The organism is Bradyrhizobium guangdongense (assembly GCF_004114975.1).
Taxonomy (GTDB): domain Bacteria; phylum Pseudomonadota; class Alphaproteobacteria; order Rhizobiales; family Xanthobacteraceae; genus Bradyrhizobium; species Bradyrhizobium guangdongense.
In genome coordinates, this window is sequence record NZ_CP030051.1 from 1,981,614 (window position 1) to 1,997,658 (window position 16,045).

Here is a 16,045-nt window from a genome sequence, read left to right on the forward strand (position 1 = left end):
TCGTCGCTTCGCTCCTCGCAATGACGGAGAATGAGGCACCAGTCGGGGCCAAAGGCGCTCTTCCTCCCTGCGAAATCCGCATGGCTTTGCCGCGTTCCCGGCGCTAAAAGACGCCGGTCACACGGAGCACGTCATGCAAGATCTCTGGCGCCTGTCGGCCGCCGACCTCGCCACCCTCGTCAAATCAAGGAAAGTGTCCGCCCGGGAGGCCGCCAAGGCCGGCCTCGACCGCCTGGATGCCGTCAATCCCAGGCTGAACGCCGTGATCGACCACCGGCCCGAGGACGTGCTCAAACAGGCGGACGCCGTCGATGCCACCATCGCCAGGGGCGAAGATCCCGGCGTGCTCGCCGGCGTGCCCGTCACCATCAAGGCCAATGTCGACCAGGAAGGTTTCGCCACCACCAATGGCCTCAAGCTGCAGCGCGATCTGATCGCGCGCGAGGACAATCCGGTCGTCGCCAATTTCCGCAAAGCCGGTGCGGTTCTGCTTGGGCGCACCAATTGTCCGGCCTTCTCCTATCGCTGGTTCACCACCAACCTGGTCCATGGCGACACCAAGAATCCGCGCGACGCCTCGCTGACGCCGGGCGGCTCGTCCGGCGGTGCCGGCTCGGCGGTCGCGGCCGGCATCGGCCACATCGCCCACGGCACCGACATTGCCGGCTCGATCCGCTACCCCGCCTATGCCTGCGGCGTGCACGGCCTGCGCCCGACCTTGGGCCGCATCCCCGCCTTCAATCCGGCGCTGCCGGAGCGCCCGATCGGGCCGCAGATCATGGCGGTCTCGGGCCCGCTGGCGCGCACGGTCAACGATCTCAGGATCTCGCTCGAAGCGATGGCGGCCCGCGACATCCGCGACCCCTGGTTCGCACCGGTGCCGCTGCAAGGCCCTGCGCGCGCGAAGCGCGCGGCGCTCTGCCTCAACCCGGACGGTGTTGCCACCACGCCGGAGGTGAAGGCCGCGGTGAGTGATGCCGGCAAGCGGCTCGAGCGTGCCGGCTGGACCGTCGATGTGATCGAGAACACCCCGCCGATGCGCGAAGCGGTCGAGTGGCAGATCAAGCTCTGGCTCGGCGACGGCTATGAGGCGCAGCTCGAGGCGGCGGAACGGGAGGGCGATCCCGGCGCGCTGGCGTGCCTGCGCGGTATCAGCGCCAGGGTCACGCCGATGGATCAGGCGACTTACGCCAAGGCGCTGACCCGAAGAGCCACGCTGACGCGTGATTGGATGCAGTTCTTCGAGACCTATGCCGTGCTGCTGACGCCGGTGTCCGGCGAGCTGCCGTTCCCCGATCATCTCGACCGCAAGAACGACGAATCGTTCAAGCGCGTCTGGGAAGCGCAACTGCCGCAGATCGCGATCCCTTTCATGGGCCTGCCGGGTCTTGTGGTCTCCACCGGCCTCGTCGGCAAGACGCCTGTCGGCGTGCACATCGTCTCGGGCCGCTATCGCGAGGATCTCTGCCTGCTCGCCGGCGAGGCGATCGAGGCGGGCGGCGTGCCGCCGTCGCCGATCGATCCCGTGGGTTAGCGATGTCCGTCATCTACGACTTCAAGGCCGTCTCGCTTGCGGGCGAAGAGGTCGAGATGCGCCGCTTCGAAGGGCAGGTGCTGTTGATCGTCAACACCGCGAGCAAATGCGGCTTCACGCCGCAATATCGGGGCCTCGAGGATCTGCATCGCGATCTGTCGCCGCGCGGATTCTCCGTGCTCGGCTTTCCCTGCAACCAGTTCGGCGCGCAGGAGCCGGGCCAGGCGAGCGAGATCCAGGCCTTCTGCTCGACGAATTACGACGTCACCTTCCCGCTGTTCGAGAAGATCGACGTCAACGGGCCGAAGGCGCATCCCTTGTATGAGTACCTGAAGCGCCAGCAATCCGGCCTGTTGGGTGCCTCCATCAAATGGAATTTCACCAAATTCCTGGTGGATCGCGCCGGCAAGGTGGTCGCCCGCTACGCGCCGACCGCACGGCCCGAAGGCTTGCGCAATCAAATCGAAACCCTGTTATGAGCGAGACATCAATGAGCGACGAATTTCCGGACCGCCTGTCGGTCGATCCGAACAGCCCCTATTACAACGCGGACATCCTGTCGCGCGACGTCGGCATCCGCTTCAAGGGCGTCGAGAAGACCAATGTCGAGGAATACTGCATCAGCGAAGGCTGGGTCCGCGTCACCGCCGGGAACGCCAAGGACCGCTACGGCAACCCGTTGACCATCAAGGTGCACGGGCCGGTCGAGCCATATTTCAGGGACAAGAAGTAGTTTCTGCTCAGCGCGCTGCGCTCTCTCCTCCCGAGGAGCGCACACTCCCTCCACTCGTTATTGCGAGCGAAGCGAAGCAATCCAGAATCTTTCCGCTGAGACAGTCTGGATTGCTTCGTCGTTTCGCTCCTCGCAATGACGATAGAGAAAGCCCCGCCCATGTCCGTCCGCATCATCGACGTCCGCGAGATCACCAAGCCGATCTCGTCCCCGATCCGCAACGCCTATATCGACTTCACCAAGATGACGACCAGCCTCGTCGCCGTCGTCACCGATGTCGTGCGCGACGGCAAGCGCGTGGTCGGCTACGGCTTCAATTCCAACGGCCGCTACGGGCAGGGCGGCCTGATCCGCGAGCGCTTCGCCAAGCGCATCACGGAAGCCGATCCGAAATCGCTGCTGAACGCAACAGGCGACAATCTCGACCCCGACAAGGTCTGGGCCGCGATGATGACCAACGAGAAGCCGGGCGGCCATGGCGAGCGCTCGGTCGCGGTCGGCACCATCGACATGGCGGTGTGGGATGCGGTGGCGAAAATCTCAGGCAAGCCGCTGTTCCGCCTGCTCGCCGAGCGGCACGGCCTCACCGCCAATCCGCGCGTGTTCGTCTACGCCGCCGGCGGCTATTACTATCCCGGCAAGGATCTCGCGATGCTGCGGGCCGAGATGCGCGGCTATCTCGATCGCGGCTACAATGTCGTCAAGATGAAGATCGGCGGCGCCCCGATTGACGAAGACCGTACCCGCATTGAGGCGGTGCTGAAGGAGATCGGCAAGGACGCGCAGCTCGCCGTCGACGCTAACGGCCGCTTCAACCTCGAGACCGGAATCGCCTACGCCAAGATGCTGCGCGATTATCCGCTGTTCTGGTACGAGGAAGTCGGCGATCCCCTCGACTATGCGCTGCAGGCCGCGCTCGCCGAATTCTATCCCGGCCCCATGGCGACGGGCGAAAACCTCTTTAGCCATCAGGACGCCCGCAACCTCATCCGCTACGGCGGCATGCGCCCCGACCGCGACTGGCTGCAATTCGACTGTGCGCTGTCCTACGGCCTGTGCGAATACCAGCGCACGCTGGAAGTGCTGAAGACCCACGGCTGGTCGCCCAGCCGCTGCATCCCGCACGGCGGCCACCAGATGTCGCTCAACATCGCCGCCGGTCTCGGCCTCGGCGGAAACGAAAGCTATCCCGATCTGTTCCAGCCCTATGGCGGCTTCCCCGACGGCGTCCGCGTCGAGAACGGCCACATCACCATGCCGGATCTCCCGGGCATCGGCTTCGAAGGCAAGTCAGATCTCTACAAGGAGATGAAGGCGCTGGCGGAGTAGGCGCCGGGTAGACTGAGCGCATTGAGACGCAACGGCGGCGCCATACACTCCGTCATTGCGAGCGAAGCGAAACAATCCAGAGTCCTTCCGCGGACACGGTTCTGGATTGCTTCGTCGCATCCGCGCAAAATTGCTACGCAATTTTGTCGTTGAGCTCCTCGCAATGACGAGGAGAGAGCATAGTCCCTTACGACAACCGCATATCCAGCAGCCGTCGCCCTTCGCCCTTGAGCAGCTTCTTCACCGCGCTGGAGGCCACGACCTCGCCGTCGTTGGCGTAGGCTTCGTGGTTCTTCTCGATGTCGTCGAGGCGGTAGAGGTAGTTGACCATCACGCCGGCGGATTCCCGCAGGCCCTTGGGCGAGAGGTCGCCGAGCCAGTTGATGCGCTCGAGGCGGGCGCCGTTGCCGAGGTGGAAGCGGGCGACGGAATCGATCAGGCGGCCCTTCGACGTGCGCGCCTTCAGGAAGTAATGCGCGGCGAGCGGCTCGATCACGCCGCGCAGCTGCGTGGTCGTTTCAGGGTTCTCGAACCATTTGGGATCGTCGAGCCGCTTCAGCAATTCGCGGTCCTCGTCCGACAGCGGCAGCTCCTTGTCCTGCTTGATCCATGGCATGAAGCCGGGCACCGGCGACAGCGTCACGAAGGTGTCGAGCTTGGGCAGCTCGCGGCGCAGCTCCTCCACCACCTGCTTGATCAGGAAGCTGCCGAACGAGATGCCGCCGAGGCCACGTTGCGTATTCGAGATCGAATAGAACACGGCGGTGCGCGCCTTCTCGGTCGGCAGGTACTGGCGATCCACCGCCAATAGCGGCGCGATCGCGCCTGGGATCGTCTCGGTCAGCGCCACCTCGACGAAGATCAAGGGCTCGTCGACCATCGCGGGGTGGAAGAAGGCGTAGCAGCGGCGGTCGACCGGATCGATGCGGCGGCGCAGATCGTCCCAGTCGCTGATCTCGTGGACGGCCTCATAGCGAATGATCTTTTCGAGGATGTTGGCCGGGGTCGACCAGTCAATCCGGCGCAGCACGAGAAACCCCCTGTTGAACCATGACGAGAGCAGATGCGAGATGTCGTGGTCGAGCGCGGCGAGATCGGTGTGTCCGTTCATCATGCCGAGCAGGTCGGCGCGCATGGCGACGAGATCGCCGGTGCCGCCAGGCGCGCGGTTGAGGCGGCGGATCAGCTCCTGCCGTCGCGGTTCCGAGGCGAAATGCAGCGCGCTCGCGTCCTCGTCGGTGGGCTTGGTGCGCCACGTTTCGATCGCCTTGGTCAGGCGCTCGCGGTCCGGGCCGAAATCGCGCACCAGCCCTTCGAAGAAGGCGCGGCGTCCTGCCGCATCCAACTCCCGGTAGATGTCCAGCACCTCGCGCGCCATGGCAGTGCCGGAGGCCTCGCCCCGACCCGACAGTAGCGCGCCGCAGAGCGCGATCAGCCCGTCGGCGTCCTGCCTGGTATCGGCGGAATCCCCCCGTCGCAGCAGCGTGCGGCCGCGCTCGGAAATGGTGGCAAGCAGGTCGGAGAAGAAGGCATTGGCCATCTGGGCTTTTCGAATCCGGGTTTGTGCGGTGCGGAAGCTTACACGGGATTTAAGCGGAAGCCGATCACAATCAAGCGGCGGAATGCGGCATCTTTAGTCGGGCTGTGCGCTTGGAGAATGCCGTCATGCCGGGTGAGGGTTGAGTGGCGCCACACATCGCTGTCATGCCCCGGCTTGACCGGGGCATCCAGTACGCCGCGGCTTCTCGGTTCTAGCCGCGCTGTCTCGGAGTACTGGATCGCCCGGTCAAGCCGGGCGAGGACACCGAGTGTGTTGCAAACTCCGTCGGCGTCCGCCCGGTCACCTGGCGAAACGCCGCTGAAAACGCCGGGACGCTGGCATAGCCGAGCTGGGTCGCGAGCTGCTTTACCGAGACATTGACATCGGTTGACAAAAGCTGGATCGCGGACGCGATGCGGGCGCGCTGGCACCAGCTCTTGAAGCTGAGCTGCGTCTCGGTCGAGAACAATCGCGACAGCGTCCGTGCGGAGGTTCCGACCTCCCGCGCCAGCGTGTCGATGTCGTGGAGGCCCGTGGGATCGTCGAGCACGATCATTGCGGCGCGGCGGCAGCGCGGCTCGTGCGGCAGCGGCACGAAGGTCGCGGAATCCTCGGCCTGCTGCAACTCCAGCATCACCAGGCGGACCAGGAGCTCGGTGCGCTCTTCGGTGTTGCGCGAATCGAACAGCGCCAGGATCGCCTGGTTGAGCAGCGGCGACACCCGCACCACGAACTCCCTGGTCAGTCCCTCATAGCGCTTTTCGCGCTTCAACCAGGCGAGGTCGAAATAGAGCGTGCGCATCTCGATGTCGGCAAGCAGGTCGATGGCGTGCTGGAGCCCGGCCGGCACCCAGACCGCACGGTCCGGCGGCACCAGCCAGCGTCCGCCTGGTGTCGTCACCTGCATCGTGCCCTTGGCGGCATAGATCAACTGCGCCTCGCGGTGCATGTGCGGATCGATCCGCATGCCCCTGGGGTAGTCGCGCGCGACCAGGTGCACGCCCGCCGGCGAGCGGTGGTTGCTCCGGACCTCCCGCAGGATTGGCGTTTCCAAGACAGTCATTGGCAGCATCCCGTCATGGCCATGACATATAACTCATTTCGGAGCAGGAGAGGATTCCGAATGAACAGCCCCGGCAGGGTCATCAGTTTCGTCAACGCAGGCCATTTCATCGACCATTATTCGATGCTGATCTTCGCCGCCGCCGTAATCATCATGGGACCGGCGCTCGGCATGGCTTATTCGGAACTGCTTCCTTACGCGACTCCGGGCTTCATCGCCTTCGGCGCCGGCTCGCTGCTGACCGGCTGGCTCGGCGACCGCTGGAGCCGCCGCCACATGATGCTGATCTTCTTCCTCGGCATCGGCCTCTCCATGATATCGGTCGGCTTCGTGCAGACGGCGCTGCAGCTCGGCGCCGCGCTGCTCGCGATCGGCGTGTTCGCCTCGATCTATCACCCGGTCGGCACCGCGATGATCGTGTCCTATGCCGACAGGCTCGGCCGCGAGATGGGTATCAACGGCGTCTGGGGCAATCTCGGCGTGGCCTCATCCGCGCTGGTCACCGGCGTGATCGGGCAATATCTCGGCTGGCGCTTTGCCTTCATCATTCCCGGCATCGTCACCATCCTGATCGGCTTCGCCTTCGCGATGATGGTCGTGCACGAGGACCGCAAGGGCTCCAAGCAGGCGGCCGCGCAAGCGCGCGTCGCCAAGCAGGACATGTGGCGCGTGGTCCTGTCGCTGCTGATCGTGGTGATCGCGATCTCGACCACGTTCAACGCCGTCACCGTCGCGCTACCGAAACTGTTCGCGGAGCGGCTCGCGGATCTGACCAGGAGCCCCGCGCTGCTGGGCGTCATCGCGGCCTGCGTCTACGTGTTCGGCGCCATGACGCAATACACGATCGGCCGGCTGCTCGACCGCTATTCGCTGAAGACGGTCGCCTTGCCGCTGTCCTTCATGCTGGCGCCGTTCCTCTATCTCGCGGCGAGCCTGAGCAATCTGCCGCTGATCCTGGTGTCGATCGGCATCGTGATGGGCGCGTTCGGGCAGGTCACGGTGAACGATGCCATGGTCGGCAAATACACCAGCGAGGAATGGCGCTCGCGCGCCTATGCCGTGCGCTATTTCATCGGTTTCACCGCGGCGGGCGCGTCGGTGGGCCTCGTCGCCTGGCTCTACGAGCAAGGCGGCTTCGTCACCATGCTGCACGCGTTTGCAGCGCTGTGCCTGCTGGCGATCGCGGCGGCGATCATTCTGCCGCGCGAGATCCGCACGCCGGCGGCGGCGTGAGGGCGAGACTCTCTCCACGCGTCATTGCGAGGCGCTCAGCGACAATTGCGTAGCAATTTTGCGCGGCTGCGACGAAGCAATCCAGACTGCGTCCGCGGAGGGACCCTGGAATGCTTCGCTGCGCTCGCAATGACGGCGGATGGGACGGCACCTTGACCCGCCCGAAAGTCAGGGAACCCCGTCCACCCCCCGCAAGTTCTATCCCGGTGCCCCGGCACTCCGCCGGGTCAGCGAACGGGGGAAAAGCACCTGCATGCAGTGGAGCCTGCTCCGACCGGTCGGCCTTGTCCCCGCGGCGCTCATCCTCACCACCATCGCCGCCGGCGCGGAGGGCGGCAAATCGGCCGGCCCGTCCGAATTCCTGCTGGTGACGCAGATCGTGCTGCTGATCGCGGTCGGCCGCGGTCTCGGCGAGATCATGCAGCGGATCGGCCAGCCCTCGGTGATCGGCGAATTGCTCGCCGGGATCCTGCTCGGACCGTCGCTGTTCGGCTGGCTCTGGCCCGAGGCGCAAGCCGCGATCTTTCCGAAGGCACCCGAGCAGAAGGCGATGCTCGACGGCATCGCCCAATTCGGCATCCTCCTGCTGCTCCTGCTCACCGGCATGGAGACCGACCTCAAGCTGGTCAGGAAGATCGGCAAGGCCGCGATCGCGATCTCGATCGCCGGCATTCTGGTGCCCTTTGCCTGCGGCTTCGCGCTCGGCGAGTTCCTGCCCGATGCGCTGCTGCCGAAGCCGGAGCAGCGCCTCGTCGCATCGCTGTTCATGGGCACGGCGCTATCGATCTCCTCGGTGAAGATCGTCGCCGTGGTGGTGCGCGAGATGAACTTCATGCGCCGCAACGTGGGCCAGATCATCGTCGCGACTGCGGTGATCGACGACACCATCGGCTGGATCATCATCGCCGTCATCTTCAGCCTCGCCGCGCAAGGTGCGCTGGACATTGCCTCGGTGGCGAAGGCGGTGCTGGGCACGCTCGCCTTCCTCGCGGTCAGCTTCACCATCGGCCGCCGGCTGGTGTTTCAGCTGATCCGCTGGGCCAACGACAATCTCGTCAGCACGGCGGCGGTGATCACCGTGATCCTGTTGCTGATGGGCGCGATGGCGCTGATCACCCATGCGATCGGCGTCCACACCGTGCTCGGGGCTTTCGTCGCCGGCATCCTGGTCGGCGAGTCCCCGATCCTGACGCGGCAGATCGACGAGCGTCTGCGCGGGCTGATCTCCAGCTTCTTCATGCCCGTGTTCTTCGGCCTTGCCGGCCTCAGCGCCGATCTCTCGGTGCTGCGCGATCCCAATCTCCTGATGCTCACCGGGCTCCTGGTCGTGATCGCCAGCGTCGGCAAGTTCGGCGGCGCCTTTGTCGGCGGCACCGTCGGCGGTTTGAGCACGCGAGAGTCGCTGGCGCTCGCGAGCGGAATGAACGCGCGCGGCTCGACAGAGGTGATCATCGCCACCATCGGTCTCTCCATCGGCGTCCTCAGCCAGAATCTGTTCACGATGATCGTCACCATGGCGATCGTGACCACGATGGCCATGCCGCCGATGCTGCGCGCGGCGCTGGCCGGGCTGCCGATGAGCAAGGACGAGATGGAGCGCCTCGAGCGGGAGGAGTTCGAGAAGCGCGGCTTCGTTGCCAATCTCGAGCGTCCCCTGCTGGCTGTCGACGAGAGCGTCAATGCCACCTTCGCTTCACACGTCATCGGCCTGCTCGCCGGCATGCGCGGCCTGCCGATCACCGTGCTGCATATCGGCAAGCGCGCCAAGGAGCAGGAGAGGGGCCGCGACGAGGAGGAAAGCCACGAGACCGTGGTGAAGAGGGCCGCCGAAACCGTTTCCGCCGGCGGAGACGGCGACACCGGCAGTGTCGATGTCGTCACCCGCGCCAGGCGCGCCGAACTCGGCGAGACCATCACCGACGAAGCGCGCAAGGGCTTTGATCTCCTCGTCGTCGGCATCGACAAGGTCGCCGTCGCCAAGGATCGCTTCGATCGCAGGATCGAAGACATCGCCACGAAATTCGAGGGGCCGCTCGCGATCGTGGCGGCGAAGGGCAAGCATCTGAAGCAGCCGATGCCGGATGCGCTCAACATCCTCGTCCCGGTCTCCGGCAGCGGCATCTCCAAGCGGGGCGCCGAGGTCGCGGTGGCGCTGACGCAGGCCGGATCAGGCTCGCTTCGGGTGATCTATGTCGCGACGACCCGGGACAAGGGCGCGCAGCGCGGCGCCTCTCGCGGCTTGAGCCAGGAAGCCGGCATCCTCAAAGACGCCAGCGATCTCGCCGCCCGCTACGACGTCGACATCACCACCACGTTGCGGGTGAACCGGGCACCGGAATCGGCGATCCTGCGCGAGATCGACACCACCGATGTCGACCTCGTCGTCATGGGCGTCGACCGCATCCATGCCGATCATCTCTCCTTCGGCGGCGTCGCCGACGCCGTGCTCAGGCAGTCGAAGGTGTCGGTGCTGCTGGTGTCGAGCGGGGAAGCGCGGCAGGTGTCAGGCGAGAAGGCCTAGCTCCGCCGTCATTGCGAGCGCAGCGAAGCAATCCAGAATCTTTCCTCGGAGACAGCCTGGATTGCTTCGTCGCATCAGCGCAAAATTGCCACGCGATTTTGTCGCGAGCTCCTCGCAACGACGGAGGAGGCACCTTACCCATGCGGCCCATCATGCCATTATGCCGGTGTTTTGCCCGACGGCGCAAGCAATTTTCGGTATAATCGAAATTGTCGTGCCTTTTCAATCCCGTCCCTACTGTGCATGGGGTTGTTTTAGGATTTCACCTCCGCGACCGCCTTCGGCGCCTTCTTGCTCACGCGCCAGTTCTCGAACCGCTGCACCACCACGAAGAAGGCCGGCACGAACAGCACCGCGAGGCAGGTCGAGGCCAGCATGCCCGAGAACACGGTGATGCCGATCGACTTGCGCGCGCTGGCGCCGGCGCCGGTCGCGAGCACCAGCGGCACCACGCCGAGGATGAAGGCGAACGAGGTCATCAGGATCGGACGGAAGCGGGCGCGCGCCGCTTCGATCGCGGAGTCGATGATCGGCTTGCCGTCGCGGCCGTGCAGCTCGAGCCCGACCTCGACGATCAGGATGGCGTTCTTGGCCGACAGCGCGATCAGGAGGATCAGGCCGATCTGGCAATAGAGGTTGTTGTCGATCTTGAGACCCGAGAGGATCAGCATCGGCCCGAGCAGCGACAAGGGCACGGCGAGGATCACCGAGATCGGCGCGTACCAGCTCTCATACTGGCCGGCGAGCACGAGATAGACCAGCAGCATGGCAAGGCCGAACACCCAGTAGATCTGGTTCGAGACGGCCTTCTCCTGGTAGGACATCGCGGTCCATTCATAACCGGTGCCCGGCGGCAGCGTCTTGTCCGCGATCTCCTCCATCAGCTTGAGCGACTGGCCGGACGAATAGCCCTGTGCCGGCAGCCCGATCACGGTCGAGGAGGGATAGAGATTGTAGAGGCTGATCAGGGAAGGACCGGTGGCCGGCGTGATGGTGGCGACGGTGCCGATCGGGATCATGTCGCCGTTCGAGTTGCGCACCATCATGTTGGCGATGTCGCGCTCGGTGACGCGGAAGGCAGGATCGGCCTGGGTGTAGACCTGGAACACGCGGCCGAATTTGTTGAACTGGTTGACGAAGGACGAGCCGAGATAGGTCGACAATGCCGCGAACACCTGGTCGGTCGTCACGTGCAGCGTCTGGGTCTTGATGCGGTCGATCTCGACATTGAATTGCGGCACCGACGAGCGGAACGAGGACTGCACGCGCTGGAGCGCGCTCTGGCTCTGACCGTTGCTGACCATCGCCCCGGTGATCGCCTGGAGTTTCGCGAAATCGCTGTTGCCGTCGCGCAGCTCGACCTGCATGGAGAAGCCGGCGGCGTTGCCGATGCCCTGAATGGGCGGCGGCGGCAGCACCAAGGTGCGTGCCTCCATGATATCGGCGACCTTGTCGTTGAGGCCGTAGACCAGCGAGCGCAGATCCTCGCCTTTGCCGCGCGCCTCCCAGTCCTTCAGGATGATGTAGGCGACGCCGGCATTGGCAAGGCTGGCGCTGTTGTCCAGCGCGGAGATGCCGGCGATGGTGATGACCTGCTGGACGCCGGGCGTGTCCTTGATGATGTCGGCGGCCTTGTCGAGCACCTTCTGGGTCCGTTCCAGCGAAGCGCCGTCGGGCAGTTGCACGGCCGCGATCAGATAGCCCTGGTCCTCGATCGGCAGGAAGCCGGTCGGCACCCGCGACAGGCCGTAGCCGCTGGCTCCGATCACCAGCAATGCGAACGCGACCGAGACGGTGGCGTGCTTCACCAGAAACGTGATCAGCCTGGTATAGCCGCGCTCGACCTTGTCGTAGACGGCGTTGAAGCCGCGGTAGAAGACGTTGCGTTGCTCGGGCGGGACCGCCGGCCGCAGCCATAGCGCGCATTGCGTCGGCTTCAGCGTCGCCGCGTTGACGGCGGAGAGCAGCGCGGTCGCGGCGATCACCAGCGCGAATTGCGAGTAGATGCGCCCGGTGAGGCCGGCAAGGAACGAGGCCGGCAGGAATACCGAGATCAGCACCAGCGTGATGCCGACGATCGGCGCGAACAGCTGGTCCATCGCCTTGATCGCGGCGTCGTGGCCGTTCATGCCTTTCTCGATATTGTGCGCCGCGCCTTCCACCACGACGATGGCGTCGTCGACCACGATGCCGATGGCGAGCACGATCGCAAACAGCGTCGACATGTTGATGGTGAAGCCGAGCGCCGCCATCGCGGCGAAGGCGCCGATGATGGTGACGGGCACGGTCGTCGCTGGCACCAGCATCGCGCGCCAGTCCTGCAGGAACACCAGGATCACGACCAGCACCAAGAGGCCGGCCTCGATCAGGGTCATGTAGACCTCGTGCACCGAGGCGTTGACGAATTTCGTGGTGTCGAACGGCGTGTCGTACTTGATGCCCTCCGGAAAGCGCTTGGCAAGCTCCACCATCTTCTTCTCGACCGCCTGTTCGACCTCGAGCGCGTTGGCGCCGGGCGACTGGAATACGCCGATGCCGGTGGCGGGCTGCTTGTTCAGCGAGAAAATCTGGCTGTAGGTCTGCGCGCCGAGCTCGACCCAGCCGACGTCGCGCACCCGCGTGACGTCGCCGCTGGTGCCCGATTTGACGATGATGTTCTCGAACTGGCTGGTGTCGTCGAGCCGGCCGTTGACGTTGAGCGTGTACTGGAACGCCTGTCCCGGCGGCGTCGGCGGCGCGCCGACCTGTCCGGCGGAGACCTGCTGGCTCTGCTGCTGGATCGCGTTGATGACGTCCTGCGGCACGAGCCCACGGACTTGCAGCTTGTTTGGATCGAGCCAGACCCGCATCGAATACTGGCCGGCGCCGAACACGGTGACGTTGCCGACGCCGGGCAGGCGGGAGAGCTCGTCACGGATGTTGATAGTAGCGTAGTTGCTCAGGTAAAGGCTGTCGAAGGTCTTGTCAGGCGATGTCAGCGTCACGAACAGCAGGATCGAGGTCGACCGCTTCTGCACGGTGACGCCCTGGTTCTGCACGGCTGAGGGCAGTTGCGACAGCGCGCTGGAGACGCGGTTCTGCACCAGCACCTGCGCGAAGTTGAGATCGGTGCCGATCTTGAAGGTCACGGTCAGCGTGTAAGTGCCGTCGGAGCCGCTGTAGGACTGCATGTAGAGCATGTCCTCGACGCCGTTGACCTGCTGCTCGATCGGCAGTGCCACGGTGTCGATCACGGTCTTGGCGCTGGCGCCCGGATAGCGCGTCGTCACCTGCACCGTCGGCGGCACGACATCGGGATATTGCGCGATCGCGAGGTTGAACAGCGCGACGCCGCCGATCAGGATCATCAAGAGCGCGATGACGTTCGAGAGGACCGGCCGCTCGATGAAGAATTTTGAGATCATGGCTGCCAGCCCCTACTTGCTCGCGGCCTGCGGCTGCTCGATCTTGGTCTGCTGCGGGTCGATCTTCTGGCCCGGAATGACGCGCAGCAATCCTGACGTGACCACGCGATCGTCGGGCTTGAGGCCGCTTTCGATCACGCGCAGGCCGTTGTCGACTGGCCCGATCTGCACCTTGCGCTGCTCGACCACATTGTCCTTGTTGGCGACCAGCAGATAGCGTCCGCCCTGATCGCTGCCGAGCGCCGTATCGGGGACCAGGAGGGCGTCCTTCTCCTGGGTGAAAGGCACCCGGACGCGGACGAAATAGCCTGGGAGCAGCACCCGCTTGTCATTGGGCACGAGTCCGCGCACGGCAAGCGTGCCGGTCGATGAATTGAGGGTCGGCGCGACGTAGTCGAGCTTGCCCTCGTGCGGATAGCCGGTCTCGGTCTGGAGGCCGATTTCGATCGGGAATTGCTTGAGGTCGGCCGCGGTCAGTCCACGGCGTGCGGCCTCGGCACGGATGCGCAGCACGTCCTGCTCGTTGACGGTGAAGTTCACATAAATCGGATCCATCGCCACGATGGTCGCGAGCTGCGTCGGGGAGGAGACGCCGACGAGCTCGCCGACCGAGACCATGTGCGCGCTGACGATACCATCGAATGGTGCGGTCACCCTGGTGTAGCCGTAATTGACCTCGGCGAGCCTGGTGTTGGCCTGGGCCTGCTGGAGGTTGGCTTGCGCGTTGTCGCGGGTCGATGTCGAGGTGTCCAGGGTCGCTTGCGAGACCGCCTGTCGCTGCACGAGGTCGCTCTGCCGCTTGAAGTCGGCCTCGGCCTGGCGGAGCGATGCCTGCGCGCCCGTCTCTGCCGCCTGCGCCTGCTCGAGCTTGAGCTTGTAGGTCTCGGGCTCGATCGTGAACAGCTGGGTGCCCTGCTTGACGAAGGTGCCGTCGGTGTAGTCGATCGTTTGCAGAAAACCCTGCACGCGCGCGACCAGATCGACGCTCTTGATCGGCGCGGTGTTGCCGGTGGCCTCGACATAGCGCGTGACAGGACGCTGCACCGGCGTTGCGACATCCACCTTCGGCGGCGGCGGCGCGATGAACGTGTTCTTGTCCTCGCAGCCGGCGAGCGCAGCCACGGCTGCCGCAGCGGCCCAGGCCCGTCCGATATGCCTCCGCGCACGTTGGAATTGCGCGGGATCGGCGGGATTCGTTGCGGTCATTCGGTGGCCCCCGATGATTGTCTGTTGCCGGGGCAGGCTACCAACAAATGCCGAGCCGTGAAACACCATAGCCATGGCAGTCACAGCCCTTGCACTGCAAACAGTGGCGTGGCCTGTGACAGCTTTGTCATGACAAACCGCTTTTCATCGCGGGCACGATCGACCAGAATTGTGTCAAAGGCAGCGTGGCGCAGACCATCGGGCCACGTGGATTTCGACCTGGGGGCACATGCTCGGACGTTGGATTGCAATCGGGACGATGTCGCTGGTGCTGATGATGCAGAGCGCCCAGGCCCAACCCCTGACGGTCGATCCGGAGACCATCGTCCCGTTGCCGCCCCGGTTCGAGATGGAGCCGCCGGCAACCGACGTGCCGCCGGAGATCGCACGCTTCCAGGGCGCGTGGATCGGGACCTGGCAAGACGACCGGCACATCCTCGTGGTCGAGCGCGTCAGGCCTGACGGGCACGCCGATCTCGTATTCGCCCGCTCGGACTCGGCGTTCAACGGCATGAATCGCGAATGGTGGCGGGACCAGGCGACGGTCGTCGATGGCGTCTTGACCATGACGGGATTTCGCATCTTCCGTTACGCCTTCGATGGCTCTGATCGCTTGTATATGACGGCGACGCTCAAGAATGGGGTCGTGACGTCCGGAGCGTTGGTCCGCGCCGATCCGGCACGTCTGGCCGCGGGCGATCGACCGGACGAATGGCCGTGGCCCGGCGAGCGCGTCCGGATTCCGCACCTCTCGGTTCGAACGCCCGACGGCACTCGGCCGATCACGCTCGAGGGCACCTTTTATCCGCCGTCAGGGCAGGGACCGGCACCGCTCGCGGTCATGACTCACGGATCGGACGTCGGCCGCAACCAGCTCAGGTCCTGGTCGTTCTCCACCGAGGCGCATTGGCTGCGCGATAACGGATTTGCGGTGATGGCGCTGATGCGCCGCGGACGCGGCAGCTCCGAGGGCATCAATGGCGAAGAAACTTTCGGGCGCGATCACGATGGTAGCCTGATCGATGTCGCCTCGGGCGTCGGCGAGGCCGTCGAGGATCTCCAGTCCGCGTCGCCTATGGTCGCACGCTACCTAACGTCAAGCCGGGCAAGGTGCTGCTCGCCGGCCAGTCGCGCGGCGGCTTCCTCGCGATGCACTACGCAGGCCTGAAGCCAGAAGAGGTGATGGGCGTCGTGAACTTCAGCGGCGGCTGGTACCCGTACGGACCGGTGACTACACCTTACTATGCGAACGCCGGTCGCGGTGCGGGCGACAAGGTCAAGCAGCTCTGGCTCTATGCCGACAACGACCGCCTCTACAAGGAGGAGCTGATCCGCGAATATCACCACGCGTTCGCCGCCGCCGGCGGCAGCGCACGTTTCGAGCTGCTGCACGGCGTCCCCGGCGACGGCCATTTGCTGCGGCTCTATCCCGAGCGGTGGCGCGCCATCGCCGACGAGTATCTCAGCTCGCTTGATCGATAG

At 65.0% G+C, this 16,045-nt stretch carries 12 protein-coding genes; 8 read left to right on the top strand and 4 right to left on the bottom strand.

The window, feature by feature from the left end:
- The first annotated feature begins 133 nt into the window (after window positions 1–133).
- The 4 genes from X265_RS09500 to tarD all read left to right on the top strand — a co-directional run bounded on the left by X265_RS09500 (window position 134) and on the right by tarD (window position 3,596).
- Window positions 134–1,534, top strand: coding sequence for an amidase family protein (locus X265_RS09500; RefSeq protein WP_128964582.1), 1,401 nt, complete (start codon window positions 134–136; stop codon window positions 1,532–1,534).
- Between the two features lie 2 nt (window positions 1,535–1,536).
- Complete coding sequence (locus X265_RS09505) at window positions 1,537–2,013, top strand: glutathione peroxidase (protein WP_128964583.1); 477 nt, start codon at window positions 1,537–1,539, stop codon at window positions 2,011–2,013.
- A complete protein-coding gene (locus X265_RS09510) occupies window positions 2,010–2,267 on the top strand; it encodes a DUF3297 family protein (protein WP_128964584.1) in 258 nt (85 codons plus the stop codon). The genes X265_RS09505 and X265_RS09510 overlap by 4 nt, the downstream gene beginning before the upstream one ends.
- Before the next feature lie 159 nt (window positions 2,268–2,426).
- Window positions 2,427–3,596: a D(-)-tartrate dehydratase gene (gene tarD / locus X265_RS09515; protein ID WP_128964585.1), complete on the top strand. Its 1,170-nt coding sequence runs from the start codon at window positions 2,427–2,429 to the stop codon at window positions 3,594–3,596.
- A gap of 187 nt (window positions 3,597–3,783) precedes the next feature.
- On the opposite strand, the gene X265_RS09520 is transcribed toward tarD, so the two are convergent.
- On the bottom strand, window positions 3,784–5,136 hold the full coding sequence (locus X265_RS09520; protein ID WP_128964586.1) for a malonyl-CoA decarboxylase: 1,353 nt from the start codon (window positions 5,134–5,136) through the stop codon (window positions 3,784–3,786).
- Between the two features lie 211 nt (window positions 5,137–5,347).
- Window positions 5,348–6,199 (bottom strand): AraC family transcriptional regulator, encoded by an 852-nt coding sequence (locus X265_RS09525; RefSeq protein WP_164938491.1) that lies wholly within the window; start codon window positions 6,197–6,199, stop codon window positions 5,348–5,350.
- 60 nt (window positions 6,200–6,259) lie between these two features.
- On the opposite strand from X265_RS09525, the gene X265_RS09530 reads away from it, so the two are divergent.
- Together X265_RS09530 and X265_RS09535 are read left to right on the top strand one after the other, a co-directional pair.
- On the top strand, window positions 6,260–7,432 hold the full coding sequence (locus X265_RS09530; protein WP_128964588.1) for an MFS transporter: 1,173 nt from the start codon (window positions 6,260–6,262) through the stop codon (window positions 7,430–7,432).
- Between the two features lie 253 nt (window positions 7,433–7,685).
- Window positions 7,686–9,953 (top strand): cation:proton antiporter domain-containing protein, encoded by a 2,268-nt coding sequence (locus tag X265_RS09535; protein WP_128964589.1) that lies wholly within the window; start codon window positions 7,686–7,688, stop codon window positions 9,951–9,953.
- Window positions 9,954–10,207: 254 nt separating this feature from the next.
- Here X265_RS09535 and X265_RS09540 read toward each other — a convergent pair whose 3' ends face one another.
- Together X265_RS09540 and X265_RS09545 are read right to left on the bottom strand one after the other, a co-directional pair.
- On the bottom strand, window positions 10,208–13,357 hold the full coding sequence (locus X265_RS09540) for an efflux RND transporter permease subunit (RefSeq protein WP_128964590.1): 3,150 nt from the start codon (window positions 13,355–13,357) through the stop codon (window positions 10,208–10,210).
- Between the two features lie 12 nt (window positions 13,358–13,369).
- On the bottom strand, window positions 13,370–14,563 hold the full coding sequence (locus X265_RS09545) for an efflux RND transporter periplasmic adaptor subunit (RefSeq protein ID WP_164938492.1): 1,194 nt from the start codon (window positions 14,561–14,563) through the stop codon (window positions 13,370–13,372).
- A 229-nt stretch (window positions 14,564–14,792) separates the two neighbouring features.
- Here X265_RS09545 and X265_RS09550 point away from each other — a divergent pair, with 229 nt between their 5' ends.
- The gene (locus X265_RS09550; RefSeq protein ID WP_244659236.1) at window positions 14,793–15,731 is read left to right on the top strand and encodes an alpha/beta hydrolase; all 939 of its coding nucleotides are present in this window, start codon (window positions 14,793–14,795) and stop codon (window positions 15,729–15,731) included.
- Entirely contained in the window at window positions 15,713–16,045 is a 333-nt protein-coding gene (locus X265_RS41265) for a hypothetical protein (protein ID WP_244659235.1), read from the top strand. The genes X265_RS09550 and X265_RS41265 overlap by 19 nt, the downstream gene beginning before the upstream one ends.

Bases quoted from the DNA above. Each gene is read 5' to 3' on its own strand.
- X265_RS09545 (WP_164938492.1), bottom strand. From the start codon at position 14,563: ATGACCGCAACGAATCCCGCCGATCCCGCGCAATTCCAACGTGCGCGG.
- X265_RS09505 (WP_128964583.1), top strand. From the start codon at position 1,537: ATGTCCGTCATCTACGACTTCAAGGCCGTCTCGCTTGCGGGCGAAGAG.
- X265_RS09535 (WP_128964589.1), top strand. From the start codon at position 7,686: ATGCAGTGGAGCCTGCTCCGACCGGTCGGCCTTGTCCCCGCGGCGCTC.
- tarD (WP_128964585.1), top strand. From the start codon at position 2,427: ATGTCCGTCCGCATCATCGACGTCCGCGAGATCACCAAGCCGATCTCG.
- X265_RS09540 (WP_128964590.1), bottom strand. From the start codon at position 13,357: ATGATCTCAAAATTCTTCATCGAGCGGCCGGTCCTCTCGAACGTCATC.
- X265_RS09530 (WP_128964588.1), top strand. From the start codon at position 6,260: ATGAACAGCCCCGGCAGGGTCATCAGTTTCGTCAACGCAGGCCATTTC.
- X265_RS09520 (WP_128964586.1), bottom strand. From the start codon at position 5,136: ATGGCCAATGCCTTCTTCTCCGACCTGCTTGCCACCATTTCCGAGCGC.
- X265_RS09510 (WP_128964584.1), top strand. From the start codon at position 2,010: ATGAGCGAGACATCAATGAGCGACGAATTTCCGGACCGCCTGTCGGTC.
- X265_RS09550 (WP_244659236.1), top strand. From the start codon at position 14,793: ATGCTCGGACGTTGGATTGCAATCGGGACGATGTCGCTGGTGCTGATG.
- X265_RS09500 (WP_128964582.1), top strand. From the start codon at position 134: ATGCAAGATCTCTGGCGCCTGTCGGCCGCCGACCTCGCCACCCTCGTC.
- X265_RS09525 (WP_164938491.1), bottom strand. From the start codon at position 6,199: ATGACTGTCTTGGAAACGCCAATCCTGCGGGAGGTCCGGAGCAACCAC.
- X265_RS41265 (WP_244659235.1), top strand. From the start codon at position 15,713: ATGCACTACGCAGGCCTGAAGCCAGAAGAGGTGATGGGCGTCGTGAAC.